The 18,693-nt window shown below is 63.2% G+C and carries 18 protein-coding genes and 1 tRNA gene; 6 read left to right on the top strand and 13 right to left on the bottom strand.

All coding sequences use genetic code 11. The features are described 5' to 3' along the window. Positions 1–164 precede the first annotated feature (164 nt). A complete protein-coding gene (locus FJ428_RS13655; protein ID WP_140879567.1) occupies positions 165–1,160 on the top strand; it encodes an alpha/beta hydrolase in 996 nt (331 codons plus the stop codon). A gap of 283 nt (positions 1,161–1,443) precedes the next feature. Further along, the gene (locus tag FJ428_RS13650) at positions 1,444–1,887 is read left to right on the top strand and encodes a hypothetical protein (RefSeq protein WP_140496290.1); all 444 of its coding nucleotides are present in this window, start codon (positions 1,444–1,446) and stop codon (positions 1,885–1,887) included. A 24-nt stretch (positions 1,888–1,911) separates the two neighbouring features. Here FJ428_RS13650 and hisN read toward each other — a convergent pair whose 3' ends face one another. Together hisN and FJ428_RS13640 are read right to left on the bottom strand one after the other, a co-directional pair. Beyond that, positions 1,912–2,685: a histidinol-phosphatase gene (hisN, locus tag FJ428_RS13645; protein WP_140879566.1), complete on the bottom strand. Its 774-nt coding sequence runs from the start codon at positions 2,683–2,685 to the stop codon at positions 1,912–1,914. A gap of 383 nt (positions 2,686–3,068) precedes the next feature. Then, complete coding sequence (locus FJ428_RS13640; protein WP_140729020.1) at positions 3,069–4,010, bottom strand: N-formylglutamate amidohydrolase; 942 nt, start codon at positions 4,008–4,010, stop codon at positions 3,069–3,071. A 164-nt stretch (positions 4,011–4,174) separates the two neighbouring features. On the opposite strand from FJ428_RS13640, the gene FJ428_RS13635 reads away from it, so the two are divergent. Then, positions 4,175–4,537 carry a response regulator gene (locus FJ428_RS13635; protein WP_006199474.1) on the top strand — a complete coding sequence of 121 codons (363 nt, stop codon included), beginning with the start codon at positions 4,175–4,177 and terminating at the stop codon, positions 4,535–4,537. 116 nt (positions 4,538–4,653) lie between these two features. Next, positions 4,654–4,728: transfer RNA gene (locus FJ428_RS13630), tRNA-Val, on the top strand. Between the two features lie 954 nt (positions 4,729–5,682). On the opposite strand, the gene FJ428_RS13620 is transcribed toward FJ428_RS13630, so the two are convergent. Next, positions 5,683–6,015, bottom strand: a complete 333-nt coding sequence (locus FJ428_RS13620; RefSeq protein WP_140496294.1) for a hypothetical protein — start codon at positions 6,013–6,015, stop codon at positions 5,683–5,685. Between the two features lie 198 nt (positions 6,016–6,213). On the opposite strand from FJ428_RS13620, the gene FJ428_RS13615 reads away from it, so the two are divergent. Both FJ428_RS13615 and FJ428_RS13610 read left to right on the top strand, forming a co-directional pair. Continuing rightward, positions 6,214–6,501: a hypothetical protein gene (locus FJ428_RS13615; protein ID WP_140556540.1), complete on the top strand. Its 288-nt coding sequence runs from the start codon at positions 6,214–6,216 to the stop codon at positions 6,499–6,501. A gap of 227 nt (positions 6,502–6,728) precedes the next feature. Then, the gene (locus tag FJ428_RS13610; RefSeq protein WP_140879565.1) at positions 6,729–7,952 is read left to right on the top strand and encodes an MFS transporter; all 1,224 of its coding nucleotides are present in this window, start codon (positions 6,729–6,731) and stop codon (positions 7,950–7,952) included. Here FJ428_RS13610 and FJ428_RS13605 read toward each other — a convergent pair. The 10 genes from FJ428_RS13605 to FJ428_RS13560 form a co-directional block, all read right to left on the bottom strand. Further along, on the bottom strand, positions 7,939–8,784 hold the full coding sequence (locus FJ428_RS13605) for an EamA family transporter (RefSeq protein ID WP_140496297.1): 846 nt from the start codon (positions 8,782–8,784) through the stop codon (positions 7,939–7,941). The genes FJ428_RS13610 and FJ428_RS13605 overlap by 14 nt on opposite strands. A gap of 7 nt (positions 8,785–8,791) precedes the next feature. Then, on the bottom strand, positions 8,792–9,700 hold the full coding sequence (locus tag FJ428_RS13600; RefSeq protein ID WP_140556537.1) for an endonuclease/exonuclease/phosphatase family protein: 909 nt from the start codon (positions 9,698–9,700) through the stop codon (positions 8,792–8,794). 107 nt (positions 9,701–9,807) lie between these two features. Further along, positions 9,808–11,358: a sodium:proton antiporter gene (locus FJ428_RS13595; protein WP_140513695.1), complete on the bottom strand. Its 1,551-nt coding sequence runs from the start codon at positions 11,356–11,358 to the stop codon at positions 9,808–9,810. A gap of 128 nt (positions 11,359–11,486) precedes the next feature. Beyond that, positions 11,487–12,551: an ABC transporter ATP-binding protein gene (locus tag FJ428_RS13590; protein ID WP_140496300.1), complete on the bottom strand. Its 1,065-nt coding sequence runs from the start codon at positions 12,549–12,551 to the stop codon at positions 11,487–11,489. Positions 12,552–12,567: 16 nt separating this feature from the next. Next, positions 12,568–13,359: an ABC transporter permease gene (locus FJ428_RS13585; RefSeq protein WP_140513696.1), complete on the bottom strand. Its 792-nt coding sequence runs from the start codon at positions 13,357–13,359 to the stop codon at positions 12,568–12,570. After that, entirely contained in the window at positions 13,356–14,270 is a 915-nt protein-coding gene (locus tag FJ428_RS13580; RefSeq protein WP_140513697.1) for an ABC transporter permease subunit, read from the bottom strand. Before FJ428_RS13580 ends, FJ428_RS13585 begins: the two co-directional genes overlap by 4 nt. Before the next feature lie 63 nt (positions 14,271–14,333). Further along, positions 14,334–15,440: an ABC transporter substrate-binding protein gene (locus FJ428_RS13575; RefSeq protein ID WP_140522419.1), complete on the bottom strand. Its 1,107-nt coding sequence runs from the start codon at positions 15,438–15,440 to the stop codon at positions 14,334–14,336. A gap of 240 nt (positions 15,441–15,680) precedes the next feature. Beyond that, complete coding sequence (locus FJ428_RS13570) at positions 15,681–16,853, bottom strand: iron-containing alcohol dehydrogenase (protein ID WP_140496304.1); 1,173 nt, start codon at positions 16,851–16,853, stop codon at positions 15,681–15,683. Positions 16,854–16,870: 17 nt separating this feature from the next. Continuing rightward, on the bottom strand, positions 16,871–18,256 hold the full coding sequence (locus tag FJ428_RS13565; protein WP_140556532.1) for an aldehyde dehydrogenase family protein: 1,386 nt from the start codon (positions 18,254–18,256) through the stop codon (positions 16,871–16,873). Between the two features lie 30 nt (positions 18,257–18,286). Then, entirely contained in the window at positions 18,287–18,691 is a 405-nt protein-coding gene (locus FJ428_RS13560) for a type II toxin-antitoxin system VapC family toxin (RefSeq protein ID WP_224518925.1), read from the bottom strand. Positions 18,692–18,693: the final 2 nt, after the last annotated feature.

Here is an 18,693-nt window from a genome sequence, read left to right as displayed (position 1 = left end):
GATCGACAGGGGCCGGAAGCACGCTCATAGCGGCTTCCGGCCTTCCCTGCTGCCGATCCGATGCCTCCCGGAATTCCTTTGCTTTTGGCCCATGGACGGCTATCAACCTTGGCGAGGCCGGCCATGACAGGCAGGCATGCGAGACGCCGAGCACGAAGCGCCGAATGACGTATCTCCTCCACGAAACGCCCCCCTTTCCCGACCCCCCCCTTTTTCATGAAACTGAGGGCAACCCGCGACCGGAAAACGCCACCGGCGGCTTTTTCACGGCACGCGACGGCAAGAAGATACGCTATGGCCTGTTCGCCGCGGTCGCCCGCCCGATGAAGGGCACCGTGGTGCTGCTGTCCGGCCGCAACGAGTGCATCGAGAAATATTTCGAAACCATCCGCGATCTTGCGGCGCGCGGTTTTGGCGTCGCCACGCTGGACTGGCGCGGCCAAGGCGGCTCCGACCGGCTGATCCGCGATCGCCAGCGCGGCTATATCAAGTCCTTCCGCGACCACACGGCCGATCTTGAACAGTTCTTCGAGGAGATCGTGCTGCCGGATTGTCGCGGGCCGTACTACATCCTTGCCCATTCGGCCGGCGCCGTGATCACGCTGCTTGCTTCGCCCTCCATGGTCAACCGCGTGCGGCGCATGGTGCTGATCGCGCCGTTCTTCACCTTGCCCGACCTGCCCGTCTCGATCCGGACGGTCCGCCGCGTCTGTTCGCTGTTTTGTGCCCTGGGCCTTGGCCGGCTTTACGCCGCCTGGGGGCCGCGGCCGAAGGTTACCGCTCCCTTCGACACCAACAAGGTAACGACGGATCCGGAACGCTACCGCCGCAACACCAAGATCTACGAGGATCACCCGCAACTGGCGCTTGGCGGCCCGACGATCCGCTGGCTGAGAGCGGCTGCCGAAGCCGCGGAAGCGGTAAGCGATCCCGAATTCATGGCCCGCATCCGGGTCCCCCTGCTGGTCATCGCCGCCGGTGCCGATCAGGTCGTCTCGACCAAGGCCGTGGAAGCCTATGCCAGGCGTCTGCGCCTCGGCTCGCTGCTCATGATCGACGGCGCGCGTCACGAGATCCTGCAGGAGGCCGACATCTACCGCGAGCAATTCCTCGCCGCCTTCGACGCTTTCATTCCCGGCAGCGACGACCCGACGGCCTGAGGGCGCGTATTGCCGAGCCGGCGCCGGTTCCGGCTCATGCTTGGCGAAAACTCCATGATCCGGTTGGTCCCCAGGTCGCTCGCTATCCGCTGACAACGCCCGTTCCCAGCGCCCGCGTCTTGCGCGATCAATGTCGGACGATGATCGCGCCGACGCCTCGGCAATTCTAACGGCTACGCCTGCCTCCTGCTCAACCGGAGGCAACTTGACGCCAGTTCCCGTTCGGGGCCCGAGCGCTAGTTACCGTCCGCAGAGGTCAGTCGACGGATCGGGAGGAGCGGCCATGAACGCATCGGACACGCTGCCACGCCAGGGGCATCGCCTGCTGCAGCTCGGCATCGCCCTCCTGCTGTTTTCGTCAGTCGAAGGGTTCGCCATCCCATCCCTCGCCGCACCGCGGCTCGGATTGTCGGTTCACACGCTCGGTGCCTTGCAAGGCGTCCTGCTGCTGGTTTTGGGTCTCGTCTGGTCCAGGCTTAATCTCGGCGTCGCGATGTCGCGGATTGCGTTCTGGTTCCTGATCTATTCAGCCTTGGCCGTCCTGGCAGCCTATGTGATGGCCAGCCTCTGGGGAGCCGGCAACGAGACGATGCCGCTGGCGGCAGGAGCCGCGCATGGAAGCGCCTTTCAGGAGTACGCGATCAAAGCCATCGCCTATTCGTCCGCGCCGACCGGCCTCATCGCTTTCGCGCTCATTCTATGGGGCCTGCGTCTCTCAGACGCCTAAAGCGCATCGCGGCGAAACGGATGCTCAGCCGCGCAGGGCCGCCATCGCCGCTGCATGGAGCTCGGGCGTCGCCGCCGCCAATATATCGCCGCCATTCTCGGCCGGCCCGCCGTCGAAGGTGGTGACCACGCCGCCCGCCTTCTCGATGATGGGGATCAGCGCCACGATGTCATAGGGCTTCAGTCCGGGATCGGCGACGATGTCGACGCTTCCCGCGGCGACCATGGCGAAGGCGTAGCAGTCGGTGCCATAGCGAGCGAGTTGCACCTGCCTCTCGAACTGGTCGTAGCGCAGGCGCGCCTCGCCCTTGAACAGCGCCGGCGTCGTGGTGAACAGCGTTGCTTCAGCAAGGCTCGTCGTCTTGCGCGTGACCAGTTTTCGCGGCCCGCCCGGCCCCTCATAATGAGAACCGGAAGCGTTAGCGTAGAAGAGCTCGCCGGTGAAGGGCTGCGACATCAATCCGGCAACGGCATCGCCCTCCACCGTCAATCCGACCAGCGTCCCCCACACCGGCAGGCCGGAGATGAAGGCGCGCGTGCCGTCGATCGGATCGATTACCCAGACATGCCTGCTGGAAATATTCTCGCTTCCATGTTCCTCGCCGAGAATGCCATGGTCCGGATATTGCGCCGAGATCAGCGCCCGGATGGCGCGCTCGGCTTCGCGATCGGCGTCGGTGACCGGATCGAAGCTGCCCTTTTCCTTGTTGGCGACCGCACCCTGGCTGCGGAAGCGCGGCAAGGTTTCCGCCGCCGCCGCTTGCGCGATGCGGCGCATGAAATCGATGCTGATGTCCAACTGATTCTCCCGCATTGCAGCATGGCCGAGCCCACGTGTGCCGCCAGTTCCGCGCCAAGACAAGGGTGTTCCAGGATTTTTCGCCGCGCCGACTGTTGCCAGAATAACACGCCGGCGCCACCGAAGCGCAATTTCCACATCACTCTGAATTAAAAAAGCCGGTAGGTCGCTTGACATTTGTGCAGCGCACCATACCCTTGATCTCGGACAGGGTTTCCTGTCCATGCCCTCCTTGGGCGTTTCCTCCCTAGACTTCGACCGTATCGTGCGAACGATGCGGTCTTTTTTTCGCCGCCAATTCCAATCCCCGCCAATCCCGATCCATGTCGCCCAAGACTATGCGGCGGTTGAGGATGGCGCCATCTAATGAAACCAGGATCTATTCACTCCGCGGCCAGCGGCAGATCCATGAAATGGTGGTCGGGCATGGCCATCAGGTCGGCCGAAAATCGCGCCAGGTCGTCGGTCAGCGCATCGAAACCGGCCGCTTTCTCGAATGTGCGCTCATTCATGTAGAGCCCGCGATTGACCTCGATCTGCAGCGCATGGAGATGGCGCGCCGGGCGACCGTAGTGTTCGGTGATGAAGCCGCCGGCATAGGGCTTGTTGTGGGCGACGGTATAGCCCATGGCGTTGAGCAGGCCGATCGCGGTCTCGGTCAATGCCGCGGTGGCTGAGATGCCGAAGCGGTCGCCGATGATGAAATCGGGCCGCAGGCCGCTGTCTCCGACGCGGATGCTCGCCGGCATGGAGTGACAGTCGATCAGCACGGCAAAGCCGAAACGCGCGTGGGTTCGCGTCAACAGCCGTTTCAGCGTCTCATGATAGGGTTTGTAGACGGCCTCTATGCGGGCAACCGCTTCGGCCAGCGGCAGGCGACCGGAGTAGATGTCGAGGCCTTCACCGACCAGCTTCGGAACGGTGCCGAGCCCGCCGGCCACGCGCGCGGAACGGATGTTGCAGAAGGACGGCACCGGCTCGGCGAACATGCGCGGATCGAGTTCCCACGGCTCGCGGTTGACGTCGAGATAGGCACGCGGGAAATTTGCCGCGAGCATCGGCGCGCCAAGCGCCACCGCGCCGCCGAACAGCTCGTCGACATAGCAGTCCTCGGACCGGCGAATGGCGTTGCGGTCCAGCCTCGCCATGGCGAGGAAGCGCTCCGGATAATGGCGCCCGCTGTGGGGTGAGTTGAAGAGGAAGGGGACGCGCTGCTCGGCGCCCGACCGGATTTCGAAGGGGGGAACGACCGAAAAATCCTCGGCTGCCGTCTTCAATTTGAACGAACCCGAAAACACCAATGCATCATAGGATGAAAGTGCCACCTTGACGGCCGCATGTCCAGCATTTCGGCGCCGGCACCGCCTTTCCGAATGCGGATTATGCCGCGCCTCGTTCACTTGATGTTTACCCTCGCCTCCTCATATACAGGATGGTTAACGGCCCTGCCTTTCGGCAGAGTCCGGGCGGGTGATTCGGACGGGATATCATGGCACGCATTCTTCTGGCGGAAGACGACGACGATATGCGTCGCTTCCTCGTCAAGGCGCTGGAGCGCGCCGGTTACCAGGTCAGCGATTTCGACAACGGCGCCAGTGCCTATGAGCGGCTGCGCGAGGAACCGTTCTCGCTGCTTTTGACCGATATCGTCATGCCGGAGATGGACGGCATCGAGCTGGCCCGCCGCGCCACCGAGATCGATCCCGACCTCAAGGTCATGTTCATCACCGGTTTCGCCGCCGTTGCGCTGAACCCGGATTCCAAGGCGCCGAAAGACGCCAAGGTGCTGTCGAAGCCGTTCCATCTGCGCGACCTCGTCAACGAGGTCGAGAAGATGCTGCAGGCGGCCTGAGCCGTTTTTGCCCAAGGCATCGGCGACTATCGGCCGGTGCGGCAAAACGGAGCCTTCTTTCCCCTTTCCTGCTATTGACGCGCCGGATCAAAAATGGTGTATGCGCGGCTTCGGATGGGCGTGTAGCTCAGCGGGAGAGCACTGCATTGACATTGCAGGGGTCACAGGTTCAATCCCTGTCACGCCCACCATCCTTTCAAAGACTTAGCTTCTTGGGCCGATTGGCACAGAACGGCACAAAACGCCCACTGAGCTCCTGAATGGTGCCCTTGAGTATTCCGATGCGGCCGATCCGTGACAGCTTGTGTGTTACGCCCGATATGGCGGGGTCAAGAAAAAGCCGAACGGAACAACCAGCGCCGTGAGAAGTTAGCCGGCACGCTTCCCTCCGCCCTCCGTCGGCTCAATAGCCCCGTCTGCGCTCCCGGGGTTTCTGCGTTTTGGGCATCTACCTCCAATTGCCGACCGAATCGCTCTTTCGGGTGACTTTCTTAAAGGAGTGAACTGTTCAAATCTGGAGTCTCTCTAAGCGGGAGGAACGGATGGGCAGCGATTTCGAGGCCGCACGACGACACCTGAAGCGCGCGCGTCAGTGCCTTCATGGCGATGATCACGTGAGCAGAGAAACGGTTGAGAGAATCGATGAAATGATCATAGCCCTGGCCGCGGAGGAGTGCTCTTCGTTTGGCTCCCTCTTCCCCTTCGGCCATCGAACGACGCGGAACTCTGAGGCCGCCTCGTCCAAGGCATAGCTCTACCTGCTGAAGGCAAACACTCGCGGTCCGTCGAAGGCCCCGCTGGCTCCGGCCGGCCGGCTCTTCGAACTTGCCGGAGGCGGTTTCGTCTCGCTGGGCAACAAAGGCTTTTTGTCATATAAGCGGAACCTGATATTCGGCGGCTGATTTCCGTGGCGGCAGCGTTCCCACACGCTGCTGGCCGAGGTTCCGAACCTTGGTCGGGCCCGCATCGCCCCGCCAGTGGTGCGGGCCCACAAAGCGGCACCTAGAACCAAGCCGCTGGCTTCGGCCGGGGCTACGGCTTGTTCATGGGTGTTGTCTTTGACGCGGGATCGAGCGCGATGCGCGACCTTCTGTAGACTTGATGAAAAGGCCGGAGCCAACAATCGCTCCGGCCCTGTTTCGTCGTCAGTCATTGCAGCTGTCGTCGGCCTTTGCCGCCGCGGTCTTGCCGCCATGCTGCTGCGCCTCGATATCCTGCTGCGATGTTGCGAGATTCTTGTCACCGCCGCCTTCCGCCCCCGCCAACGGCATTGTGCTGCCATCCTTGGCGGCCGGTTTGCCGGCACTATCCTTGGCCTTCGGAGTTTCCAAGGGCGCGTGGGTACCATCTTTCGAAATACCGGCGGTCTGTTGGGTGTCGGCGCCCGTGTTGGCAGCCGACTTGTCCGGACATGCCGCGATTGCAGAGCCCGCAGAAAACGACACCGCAAGCGCGATTACCAAAGCCATTTTCATCATGCTCGTCCTTCTGTTTGAGTGCCCTGCGGGTGAAACTAACGGCGCTTTTCTTTGTTCCGGGCCGGGCCGGGCCGTATGTCGTCATCGACGCACCACAACCGGCACGTTGATGCCACGGCGACGGCGCCAGATACTCCACGGAAGCGTTCGCCGACTCCCTTGTTATGCGGCCGAAGGGATACTCACCAGGAGTGAATGATGAAACGACTTCTTCTCGCTTCCGTCGTAGTGATTCTTTCCGGCGGCCTTGCCCTGGCGCAATCGACCAATACGACGTCGAGCGGCTCCTCCTCCACGACGACAACGATGCCGACGGATCAGAACACGGACTCGACCACGACCAAGTCGACCAACTCCAACTCCGCCAAGGATTGCGCACCGGGCCAACAGACAGGCAGCGCCAAGGAGTCAGCTCCCGGTCAGCAGGAAACCAGCGCCAAGTCCGCGGCCCCTGGCCAGATGGAAACGACGACGGAAGGTTGCTGACCGCATTGCCGCTGATGTCTCGACTCGCAACCTTGGCCTCCAGGTGCCTCGCGTCAGTTGGAACCACCTGCTGGGCTGATAGGCCGTCGGCTTCGGCCGGCGGGCGTCCAATGAATGCGGCTGTGGACTCGGTGACCCCCTACGCAAACGTGACCAAGTTCTCTGAAAAGTGACTGACGATTGTTCGCCTCGACGCGATAACGTTCCTCGACATCAGGAGGAACGCCTTGAAGCTCAATTCGCAGCAGAAGAAAACCGTCCTTGCCTCATTCCTGGGCTGGACGCTCGACGCTTTCGATTTCTTCCTTCTGACATTCCTGCTCACCGACATTGCGTCTGAATTCCAGACCGACGTCCCGGCGGTGTCAAAGGCGCTTTTCCTGACCCTTGCGACGCGCTTCATTGGCGCGTTCTTCTTCGGCACGTTGGCAGACAAATTCGGGCGCAAGCCCATCCTGATGCTCAACATCGTCAGTTATTCCGTGATCGGCGCTTTGGCCGCCCTCTCGCCCAATCTCGGCATATTCCTGGCGCTGCGCGCACTGTTCGGCATCGCCATGGGCGGCGAATGGGGACTTGGCTCCTCGCTTGCCATGGAATCCATCCCGCCCAGCGCCCGCGGCATGGTCTCGGGCATCCTGCAATGCGGCTATCCGGCCGGCTACCTTCTAGCGGCGGTCGTCTATGGCCTGCTCTATCACCAGACGGTCGGCGGCTACACGATCGGCTGGCGCGCCATGTTCCTGCTCAGTTTCATCCCGGCGCTGATCGTCCTTTTCATCCGCTCGCATGTTCCGGAATCGCCGGCCTTCGTCGAGGCGCGGAAGACCGCGAGGCCCGGCATGCTGGAGACGCTGCAAAAGCACTGGGGCGTCGCCCTCTATGCGGTGGTGCTGATGATGTTCTTCAACTTCTTCAGCCACGGCACGCAGGATCTCTACCCGACATTCCTGAAGAAGCAGCATGGTTTCGACCCGCACACGGTGAGCTGGATCACCATCGTCGCCAACATCGTCGGTCTGGCGTTCGGGGCGCTGTCCGAGAAGATCGGCCGCGTCAATGCGATCACGCTCGCCTGCCTGATTGCCTTGCCGTCCATCCCGCTATGGGCCTACAGCTCGACGCCCTTCATGCTGGCCATCGGCGCCTTCGTCATGCAGGTCGCGGTCCAGGGCGCCTGGGGCGTCATTCCGGTGCACCTCAACGAGCTCTCGCCCGGCGCGGTGCGCGCGACCCTGCCCGGCTTCATCTACCAGGCCGGCAATCTCGCGGCCTCCTATGGCGGTCCCTATCAGGCGGGCATAGCCGAGGCTCCCGGAGGCAGCTATGGCTACGCGTTGGCGCTGTTCGCCGGCGTGGTCGCCGTCTGCATCATCATCGTCATCCGCTTCAGTCCGGAACGGCGCGGCCAGGTGATGACCGTGCTGGACCACGACGTCAGCCGAGTCTGAGCGCCACGACGCCGGCGACGATGCTGAGCGCGGCGGCGCCGCGCCAGCCCGTCATCTTCTCGCCGAGCGCGAACACCGAGATCACCATGGCGAACAGGATGGAGGTCTCGCGCAGCGACGCCACCGAGGCGATCGGCGCCTTGGTCATAGCCCACATGACGATCCAGTAGGCAGCGCCGCTGAGCACGCCGGTGAACAGCCCCGCTTTCCAGTCGCGCGCCAGCACCGGCAAGGCCCGCGGGCCACGGAAGATCAGGCACAGCACCAGCGCTCCAAGCGCATCGCACACGAACAGCCAGGCGGCATAGCTCTGCGCCGTGGCCGCCAGCCGCGCCCCGCTGCCGTCGGACAGTGTGTAGCTGGCGATGAAGATCGAGGTCCCCAGCGCAAAGCCGACCGCGCGCAGGTTCAATCGTTCCAGATGCGCGCCGCCGCGAAACGACATCACCAGCGTGCCGGCCGACAGTAAAAGGATACCCAGAATGGCGAGCGGCGCCGGCACTTCGGCGACCACGAACATACCGCCAAGCGCCGCCAGCAAGGGCGCGGTGCCGCGCGCCAGAGGATAGGTCTGGGCGAAGTCGCCGGCCTGGTAAGCGCCGATCAGGAAGGTCCGGTAGCCCATGTGGAAGACGACGGAGGCAATGATATAGAGCCAGACTTCCGCCCTCGGCACCTCGACGAAGGGAAGTGCGAAAAGCGCGGCAAATCCCATGCCAAGCGTCATCAGGGTGATCGACAGGAAGCGGTCGAGATGGACCTTGACCAGCGCATTCCAGATCGCGTGCATCGCGGCCGCGGCAAGCACCGCGAAGAAGACGAAAAGCGTCATTTGGGCCTCATCCGCCTCCGGGGCCGGCGGGCGTTTCGAGATCGATGTCGATCCTGACCGGAAAATGATCGGAAGCCACTTCGCCAATGTCCGAGCTGACGGAGCGCACACGACCGGCAAACAGGCCGCCGACGAAGCAATGATCGAGCCGGCGCTTTGCCAGCCTGCCGTCGATGATCTTCTCATGCGTGTGGAAGTCATCCGCCGGTTCAATCGCCACGGCAGCGGCATCGACGAACCCATCCAGATAGGCGGCACCGCGATGATAGGGCGTGCCGCCGACGATGCGGCGGTATTCGGCGCTGCCCGGCTCCATGTTGAAATCGCCCATCCAGATCGCCGCCAGCGGGTTCTCCGGCTCTGGCTCGCCATTGCTCCAATTGCGCGCCGGCTCGTCGTCGGCGCCGCTCCACGGCCCCCCATCGGAGGGCGCCCGGCGATGCTCGGCAAGCAGATAGTCGATCTGCTCCAGCCGTTCTTCAGCCGCGACATGGGCGAGATGCAATGAAAGCACCCGCACCGGACCCGCCGGCGTGCGGATCATGCATTCGAGCGCCGCGTTGCGGGTGTTGAGCGGCCGCAGTGTGCGGCGCATCGGCAGCGCATGCAGCCGCGACCAGACGATCGGCAGCTTCGACAGCACCATGGTGCCGAACTGCCGGCGCCGGTTGACGATGCGGCCGTCGCGCTGTTCGCTGGCGTCCATGTCGAAGGCCGGGCCGTACACCCAGTGATAGTCCGGCAGCAGCCGCGAAAGCAGCTCTGGCTGGTCGTCGAAATTGCTGCGCTGCCAGTGCCGCTCGACCTCCTGCAAGGCGATGATATCGGCGCCGGCAACAATGCGCGCGGCGCGCGCCGGATCGTAGAGGCCGTCGCTGCCGAACCCGTATTGGATATTGTAGCTGACCAGCTTCATTCTTGTCCGGCTCAGTTTGGTGACGGCAGTACCGTTTCGACGGCGACCTTGCAATGGACCGCCGCGGCGGCCCGGCTGGGCCACGACGCAAAAGCCCCTCGCCTCGCCTAGGTCGTCAGCGGCTGGAACCGTCCCGCCGGGGAAGCCGCCAGCTCCGACCAGTCGATTTCTTCCTCCAGCCGGTGATAGGCCTCGTCACCGATCGTCCCGTTGCGGCGAAGTTCTTCCAGCGCGTCGCGCTGGCGCTTGATGGCATAGAGCCGAAGCCGGTCGTACTCGGTTGCTGCCTGGGCGTCGTCGGGGTTCTTGGCGACCTTGCGCTGTGCGGCATACTGCTCGCGCACCGCCGCCGCCGCGGTCGAGGTCTTGCCGCTCAATATGTCGAGGGCCGCTTGCATGATGGCGACACGGGCCTGCGCGACCTCGCGGTCTATGGTCTCGTCCGGTTCGAGACGAAGCAGGCGCAGCAACGGCTTCAGGCTCATGCCTTGCAGGACAAGCGTGCCCAGCACCACGCAAAAGGCGGTGAGCACGATCGGATCGCGGCCGGGGAAGTCCGCCGGCAATGCGAAGGCAGCCGCCAGCGTCACCAGGCCGCGCATGCCGCACCAGCCGATCAGCACCCCGCCGCGAAACGACGGCACCTCTTGCCGCTGCTCCGCATTGCCGAAGCGGGCAAGCCATCGGATCACGGCGCCGCAGCCCAGCACCCAGGCAAGGCGGGAAACGATGACGACCGCCAGGATCGTCCCTGCAAACAGGAACGCCTCGGACTGTCCCTGCTCGGCCAGGCGACCGACGATCAGCCGCGCCTGCAGGCCCATCAGCACGAAAGCCAGCACGTTAAGCACGAACACCGCCGTCTCCCAGACGGAATAGGAGCTGACGCGCTTTCTGGCCGACATGCGCCGCGGTGCGGTGCGCGCGATGGTCATGGCATAGACGACGATGGTGATGATGGCCGAGAGCCCCAGCCTGTCAGCCAGGATCCAGACGCCGAACGTCCCGGCGAACTGCACGACGGTGCCGCTCGCCGCATCTTCGATACGTCCAAGCATCGCCTGGGACAGGCGGCCGAGCAGATAGCCCGCGGCCAGGCTGCCGATGGTCGACAGCAGGACCATCGGAACGGCACTGCCCAAAAGAACGGGACCGGCGGCGGCGGTGATCGCGATGCGATAGATCAAAAGCGCGGTGGCGTCATTGAGCAGGCTTTCGCCCTGAAGGATGGCCGTGATGCGGTGCGGCACCTTGAACTGCCCGAGCACGGCGCTCGCGGCAACCGCGTCCGGCGGCGCCACGATGGCGCCAAGGGCTATGGCGGCAGCGATCGGCAGGCCGGCCATTTTCCAGCCGACCAGTGCCACGACGGCGGTCGTGAAAACGACCGCGCCAAGCGCCAGCAGCACAAGCGGCAGCCTGTAGCGGTTAAGATCGCGCAGCGATGTGTCGTAGGCCGCGTCGAGCAGCACCGGCGCAATGAACAGCGCAAGCGCCAGTTCCGGATCGATCTCGATCGTCGGCGCGCCGGGCAGGAAGCCAAGGCCGGCGCCCGCCAGCGCCAGCAAGGCGGGGTAAGGAACCTGCAGGCGCCGCGACAGCGCCGTCAGCGCAACGGCGATCAGCAGGAGGACAAGGGTGAGCTCAAATAGCGCCATGGCTCATCGTAGCGGCGAAGCGGAGCTCTTGGCAGTGGCAAAGCCGCAGGATGCTGTTGATTGTCCAAGAGGAGTGCATCGTCCGGCAACTGGACCGGTGACCGGATCGACAGGGCGCTTCGGCCGCGTCAGTGCAGCACCAGCAGGTCGCCCGACGAGAAGGAAATCTCCGCCTTCTCGCCAACGGCCGGCGGTGGCGTCGTCGAACTGTTGAACGTGTCGAGCGAAACGGTGTTGCCGCCGATGCCGACCCGGACCCGGATCACCGAGCCGAGAAAGTGCACTTCGGAGATCTCGCCGGACAGGCTTGAATCGCGGCCGGGCTGGCGGCCGAGCGAAATGGCTTCCGGCCGCAACGCCAATGACAGCGTATCGCCGGACTTCGAGCCGTTGAGCCTGCCCTTGAGCGAGACTTCCTCGGTGTTGACACGAACCTTGCCCGACGCCGCGTCGGTGACGGTGCCTTCCAGCACGTTCAGCGTGCCGACGAAATTGGCGACGAACTTGGTTGCCGGCCGGTTGTAGATCTCGAACGGCGTGCCGACCTGCTCGGCCTTGCCGCCATACATCACCGCGATGCGGTCGGAGATCGACAGCGCCTCTTCCTGGTCATGGGTGACGAAGATGGTGGTGATGCCGAGCTTCTTCTGGATCGAGCGGATTTCCTCGCGCAGCGAGACGCGCACCTTGGCATCAAGCGCCGACAGCGGCTCGTCGAGCAGCAAGAGCTTCGGCTTCGGTGCGATGGCGCGGGCCAGCGCGATACGCTGCTGCTGGCCGCCCGAGAGCTGATAAGGATAGCGGTCGGCCATCTGCGGCAGCTTGATAATGCCCAGCATTTCGGCGACACGGGCATCGATATCAGCCCTGGACATGCCGGCGACTTTCAGTCCGAAGCCGATGTTCTGCGCCACGGTCAGGTTCGGGAACAGCGCATAGGCCTGGAACACCATGCCGACATTGCGCTGGTTCGGCTTCAGCCTGGTGATGTCCTTGCTGCCGACGACGATCTTGCCGGCCGACGGCTCCTCAAAGCCGGCGACCATGCGCAGCACCGTCGTCTTGCCGCAGCCTGACGGGCCGAGGAATGAGACGAACTCGCCCGGTTCGACGTCGAGATTGAAATCCTCGACAACGGTGGTGGCGCCGAAGGATTTTCGCACATGCTGGATGGAGAGGAATGGCTCGGCCATGGCTTTTTCTTTCGGGTCAGTTCGGACGATTAGCCGATTTCGGCGCGAAGCGCGACAGGATCTGGATCAGCGACATGCAGCCCCAGGTGATGACGAAGGCGATGATGGCAAGGGCCGCCGGCTCATAGGCGCGGTTGGCCCCGACATTCTGCAGGTACGGGCCGAAAGCCGGCCGGTTCAGCAAGCTCGCCATCGTAAACTCGCCGATGACGATGGCGAATGTCAGGAAGGCGCCGGACAACACCGCAATCAGCACATTGGGAAGGATGACGCGGGTGATGATCGTGCCCCAGCCGGCTCCGAGGATCTGGGCCGCTTCCGTCAACGTCCGCACGTCGATGGTTCTGAGCCCCGTATCGACGGCACGATACATATAGGGCAGCGCCAAGGTCGCATAGCCGATGACCAGCAAGGCATTGGTTCCCATATCGGACCCGAGGAACGGCAAGGGTGAATTCGAGCCGTACATCCTGATATAGCCGAAGACGATGACGATGGCCGGAATGACCAACGGCAAAAGCGTGATGAACTCGACGATCGGCCTGAGCTGCGGCAGCCGCAATCGGATCCAGTAGGCTGCCGGCACCACGATCAGCACACCCAGAATGATGGTGAAGATGGCGGCGACCACCGAATACAGGAAGGTCGCCTGGAAACGCGCGTCGCCGAGCACGATCCGGTAGGCGTCGAAGGAATAGGCCCCGCGCCGCATGCGCATGGAAAATTCCACCGTCGCGATCAACGGGATGAAGAAATAGGCCGCGCCGAGGATGAAGACCACCCAGGCCCAGAATCTGCCCGACTTCATTTCAGCCACCTCTCGGAACGGGTCCGGAACCAGATGTAGAAGACATTGGCCAGGCCGGTGATGACGATCATGCCGAAGGCGATCGCGTAGCCGAGATGGGCATTGTGCAGCACGTCGCCGCGGATTTGCGCGTAGAGCAGGATCGGCACGATGTTGAGCGACGAGCCGGTCAGCGCATAGGCGGTGGCGATCGCCCCGAAGGCGTTGGCGAAAAGCAGGATCACGGTGCCGAGAAAACTCGGCCAGATCACAGGGATGACCACGATGCGCCAATATTGCGCGGTGGTCGCGCCAAGCGTGGCGGCAGCTTCACCCCATTCCTTCTTCAAGCCATCGATTGCCGGCGTGATGATGACCACCATCAGCGGTATCTGGAAATAGACATAGGTCAGCGTCAGGCCCCAGAAGGACAGGATGTTGAAGCCGTGGGCATAGATGTTGAGGCCGAACACGGTGTTCAGGATCACCGTGGCAAGACCGAGCCGGCCGAGCGTGGCGAGGAAGGCGAAGGCCAGCGGCACGCCGGCGAAATTGGAGGCGACGCCGGAAAAAGTCAGGGTGGCCGAGCGTATCCAGTCCGGCAGCCCGCCGCGCACGATGGCGATGGCGATGGCCAGGCCCGCGAAAGCGCCGATCAGCGCCGAGGCCAGGCTTACCTTGATCGATATCCAGTAAGCGGCAACGATCGACGGCTGCGCCAGAGCGACAATGTTCTCGAGCGTGAACTCGCCGGCATCATTCTGGAATGCGCCCAGCATCAGATAAAGCGTGGGCAAAATCAGGAACATGATGGCGAAGATGAAGAACGGAGCGACGCCTAGCCATTGCGTCGGCAATCGCAACGCGCGTGCCTCCGCGGGCGGCGCGGTCTTGCCTGCGGTATCGTGACTGGAAAGCGAGAGATCGGTCATGCGCCGGCTACCGTCTTCGAGGGGGAACCGGGCGGCCGCGAAGCCGCCCGGTGGATTCAACTGTTACTTGACGTTGGCACCGACAACGGAGTCCCAGTTCTTGGTGACGGCTTCCTTGGCCTTGCCCTGCTCGTCCAGCGTCGGGAACACCGCCGAAGCATAGGCTTCCGCCGGCGGCAGCTTGGCCAGGACGTCCGCCGGGATCTTGCCGTTCTTGGCGAGATCGTTGAAGCGGATCGGGTGGCAATAGCCCTTGAGCCAGCCGATCTGGCCTTCGTCTGAATAGAGGTATTCCATCCAGAGCTTGGCTGCGTTCGGATGCGGCGCATAGGCGCTGATCGCCTGCACGTAGACGCCGGCGACGACGCCGGTCTTCGGCACGACGACGTCGACCGGCGGGTTGCCCTTCAGCGTGTCACGGCCGGCGAGCGCGTTGTAGTCCCAGTTGATCAGGATCGGGGTCTGGCCCTGGGCGAGTGTCGCCGGCTTGCCGATGACCGGTACGAAGTTGCCGGCGGCATTGAGCTTCTTGAAGAAGTCGAGGCCGGCGGTGCCCGCGGCTTCGCCAGCCGCGGCTCCACTCGAAAGGCCAGCGGCATAGACCGCCTGGATGGCCTGGTTCGAAGCGCGCGGATCACCGGCGAGAGCCACCGAATTGGCGAATTCCGGCTTCAGCAGATCGGCCCAGTCCTTCGGCGATTCCTTGACCAGATCCTTGTTCACCATCATCGCCAGAACGCCGTAGTAATCACCGTACCAGGCGCCGTCGGCATCCTTGGCGCTGTCGGGGATCGAGTCCCAGGTCGACACCTTGTAGGGCATCAGCAGGCCGTCGGCCTTGGCGGTCGGGCCGAAGGACAGGCCGACGTCGATGACGTCGGGCGCCTGCGGGCCCTTATTGTCCTTGTTGGCCTTGATCGCCTCGACCTCGTCTCCCGAACCGGCATCGGGATTGAGCTCGTTGATGGTGATTTCCGGATATTTCGCCTTGAACCCGGCGATGACGTCGCCGTAACCGCACCAGTCATGCGGCAGCGCGATGGTGGTAAGCTGGCCTTCCGCCTTCGCGGCCTTGACGAGATCGTCCAGCGGAGCCGCGGACGAAATCACCGTCGACGCAAACAGCGCCGCGGCCGAAAGGGAAAGCACTTTCCCCGTGAATTTGAACATGTGTTCTCTCCGTTGAACTGACGCCGTTGGACGCCTGCGATGCGGTATCGTTTTCGTGTGACAGCCAGATGAAAGCTTTATGAAACCCCACCGCTGGCAGCACGAAAGTTAACTCCTTTTAATCGACTGTAGCAATTAGCCATCACTTAATTTTCCGGCTAATTACTTTTTGCTTTGCACTTCACCCTTTCCCCTTGGTTGCCCCTGATTTTCCAGATCAATTGTACCCTTAAAGCGGTATCACACCGTCCCGGCGATTGCATTTTCGAGCAGCGTCAGCGCTGCTTTCTTGGTCAGCTTGACCGGGTTGCCGCCGGCTGTCGGATCGACCACCGCCATATCGGCGATCAAGGCCTTGCGCTTCTTGTCCATGTCGAGCCCCTTGATCAGGCCTGGCAGCGCATGCGGCACCTTCAATTCCTTGCGAAGCTTGATGACAGCCTTGGCGAAGCCGTCGAAGCCGCCTCTTATGCCGCAATAGGCGGCGAGCCGCGCGATGCGGTCCTCGATCGCCTCGCGATTGAAGGCGAGCACATAGGGCATGAAAACCGCATTGGTCATGCCGTGATGGGTGTCGTAGAGCGCCCCGATGGGATGCGACAGCGAATGGATCGCCCCCAGCCCCTTCTGGAAGGCTGCCGCGCCCATCGCCGCGGCGCTCATCATGTTGGCGCGGGCGACCAGATCCCTGCCGTTGGCATAGGCCTTTGGCAGGTTCTCGAAGACAAGCCTGATGCCTTCCACGGCGATGCCGTCGGCCATCGGATGATAGCCCGGCGCGCAATAAGCCTCGAGGCAATGGGCCAGCGCGTCCATGCCGGTGCCGGCGGTGATGAAGCCCGGCATGCCGACCGACAGCTCCGGATCGGCAATGACGATCGCCGGCAGCAGCTTCGGATGGAAGATGACCTTCTTGGTGTGGGTCGCCTCGTTGGTGATGACGCCGGCGCGGCCGACTTCGGAGCCGGTGCCGGCCGTGGTCGGCACCGCTATGATCGGCGCGATCGCATCCGAGTTGGCGCGCGTCCACCAGTCGCCGATGTCCTCGAAATCCCAGACCGGCCGCGTCTGTCCCGCCTGGAAGGCGATCAGCTTGCCGAGGTCGAGCGCCGAGCCGCCGCCAAAGGCGATGACGCCGTCATGCTTGCCCTTCTTGAACACCGCGATGCCGGCGGTGAGATTGGAATCGACCGGATTCGGCTTCACTTCGGAGAAAACGCCGTAGGGCACTTTTGCGTCATCGAGGATTTTCAGCGTCGAAGCGACGACCGGCAGTTTCGCCAGCCCCGGATCGGTGACGAAGAGCGGCCGCTTGATGCCGGTGGCGGCGAGCACCTCGGGCAATTCCTTGATGCGCCCGGCGCCGAAGCGAACGGTGGTGGGGTAGTTCCATTTGGAGATCAGCTTGGACATGTTTGTCTTTCAAAAAATCAGATGGCTTCGCGCAGGTGGAAGGATTTCGGCCGGGTCAGGTTGTCGTAGCCGATGGCGGACAAGCCGGCCCCCTTGCCGGTGTCCTTGACGCCGGTCCAGACCAGCGCCGGGTCGAGGTAGTCGCAGCGGTTCATGAACACCGTGCCGGTCTCGACGCGGTCGCCGATCGCCACCGCATGCTCGGTGTCGCGCGTCCAGATCGAGGCGGTCAGGCCGTAGGGGCTGTCGTTCATCAGCGCGATCGCCTCCTCGTCGTTGCGCACCTTCATGATGCCGACGATCGGGCCAAAACTTTCCTCGCGCATGACGCTCATCTGGTGGTCGACGTCGGTCAGTACTTCCGGCGCCAGATAGGGCGAGCCGGCCTTGTCTTGAGCCACCTTCATGTTGATATGCGCCTTGGCGCCCTTGCGCAGCGCCTCGGCCTTCTGCTCGCGGATCAAGTCGGCGAAACGGGCCTGCGCCATCGGCCCCATCGTCGTCGCCTGTTCGAGCGGGTTGCCGACGACATAGTGTTTCGTCTCGGCGATGAAGCCTGCGACGAATTCGTCATAGACCTTCTCATGCACATAGACGCGCTCGATGCCGCAGCAGCACTGGCCGGAATTGTAGAAGGCGCCATCGACCAGATTGGCGACTGCATGGTCAATCTTGGCGTCGGGCAGCACATAGGCAGGATCCTTGCCGCCAAGCTCCAACCCGAGCGTCATGAAGGTGCCGGCCGCTGCCTTTTCGATGGCGCGGCCGCCGGCGACCGAGCCGGTGAAATTGACGTGGTCGATCTTGCCCGAGCCAAGCAATTTTTCTGTCTGCGCGTGGTTCAGCACGATGTTCTGGAACACGCCCTTGGGCAGGCCGGCTTTGTCGAAAGCCTGCTGGAAACGCTCGCCGACAAGCAGCGTCTGCGCGGCGTGTTTGAGGATGACGGTGTTGCCGGCCATCAGCGCCGGCACGATCGTGTTGACCGCGGTGAGGTAAGGATAGTTCCACGGCGCGATCACCATGACCACGCCGAGCGGATCCTTCTTCACATAGCGGCGGAACCCGTCCTTCGGATTGGAAGCCGGGACCGATTTCAGCGCCGCCTCGGCGATCTCGACCATATAGCTGGTGCGTTCCTTGACGCCGCCGAACTCGCCGCCATAGCGCACCGGACGCCCCATCTGCCAGGCGATCTCCGGCACGATTTCGTCGGTCATGGCGACCAGCGTTTCGAGCATCGCCAGCATGTACTTGCCGCGCTCGACGATCGGCGTCCCGGCCCACTTCTCCTGCGCCGCTTTGGCGCGCTCGACAGCGGCATTGACCGCCTGATCGGTGGCGATCGGACGCTCGGCATAGACCGAACCATCGATAGGGGATTTGAGTTTCACGATTTCCAAGAAGATGTCTCCATATCGAAAGGCAAAGCGTCAGCAGGCAAGGGCGCGAACATGCCCCGCTCTCGCATAATCCAGTATCGACTGATCGCGCGTCACGAGCGTCAGATCGAACGCCCGTGCCGTCGCGATCAATATTCTATCTGCCGGATCGCCGTGAAGCGATCCGGGCAAGAAGGACGATTCAATCAACAAGCCCGGCGAAAGAGCCTCCACCTTGATGCCTGGCGTGGCGATCACTTCCCCAAAAATGCTTGTTGGCGACTTTGCTGCCGCCAACCGGCCCTTGGCGCTCAGCAGGCCCAATTCCCAGGCCGAAATGGGGGAAACCCGGATCTTCTCGTCAACAGCCGCGGCGGTATTGATCGCAGTCTTGGCTTCCGGCCTGATCGGCTCGTTCAGCGCTATCCATATGATCGCGCACGTGTCGAGCAGCAACC

The sequence above is a fragment of the Mesorhizobium sp. B2-8-1 genome, from assembly GCF_006440955.1.
Taxonomy (GTDB): Bacteria; Pseudomonadota; Alphaproteobacteria; order Rhizobiales; family Rhizobiaceae; genus Mesorhizobium.
This window is presented reverse-complemented; position numbering and strand designations above follow the sequence as displayed.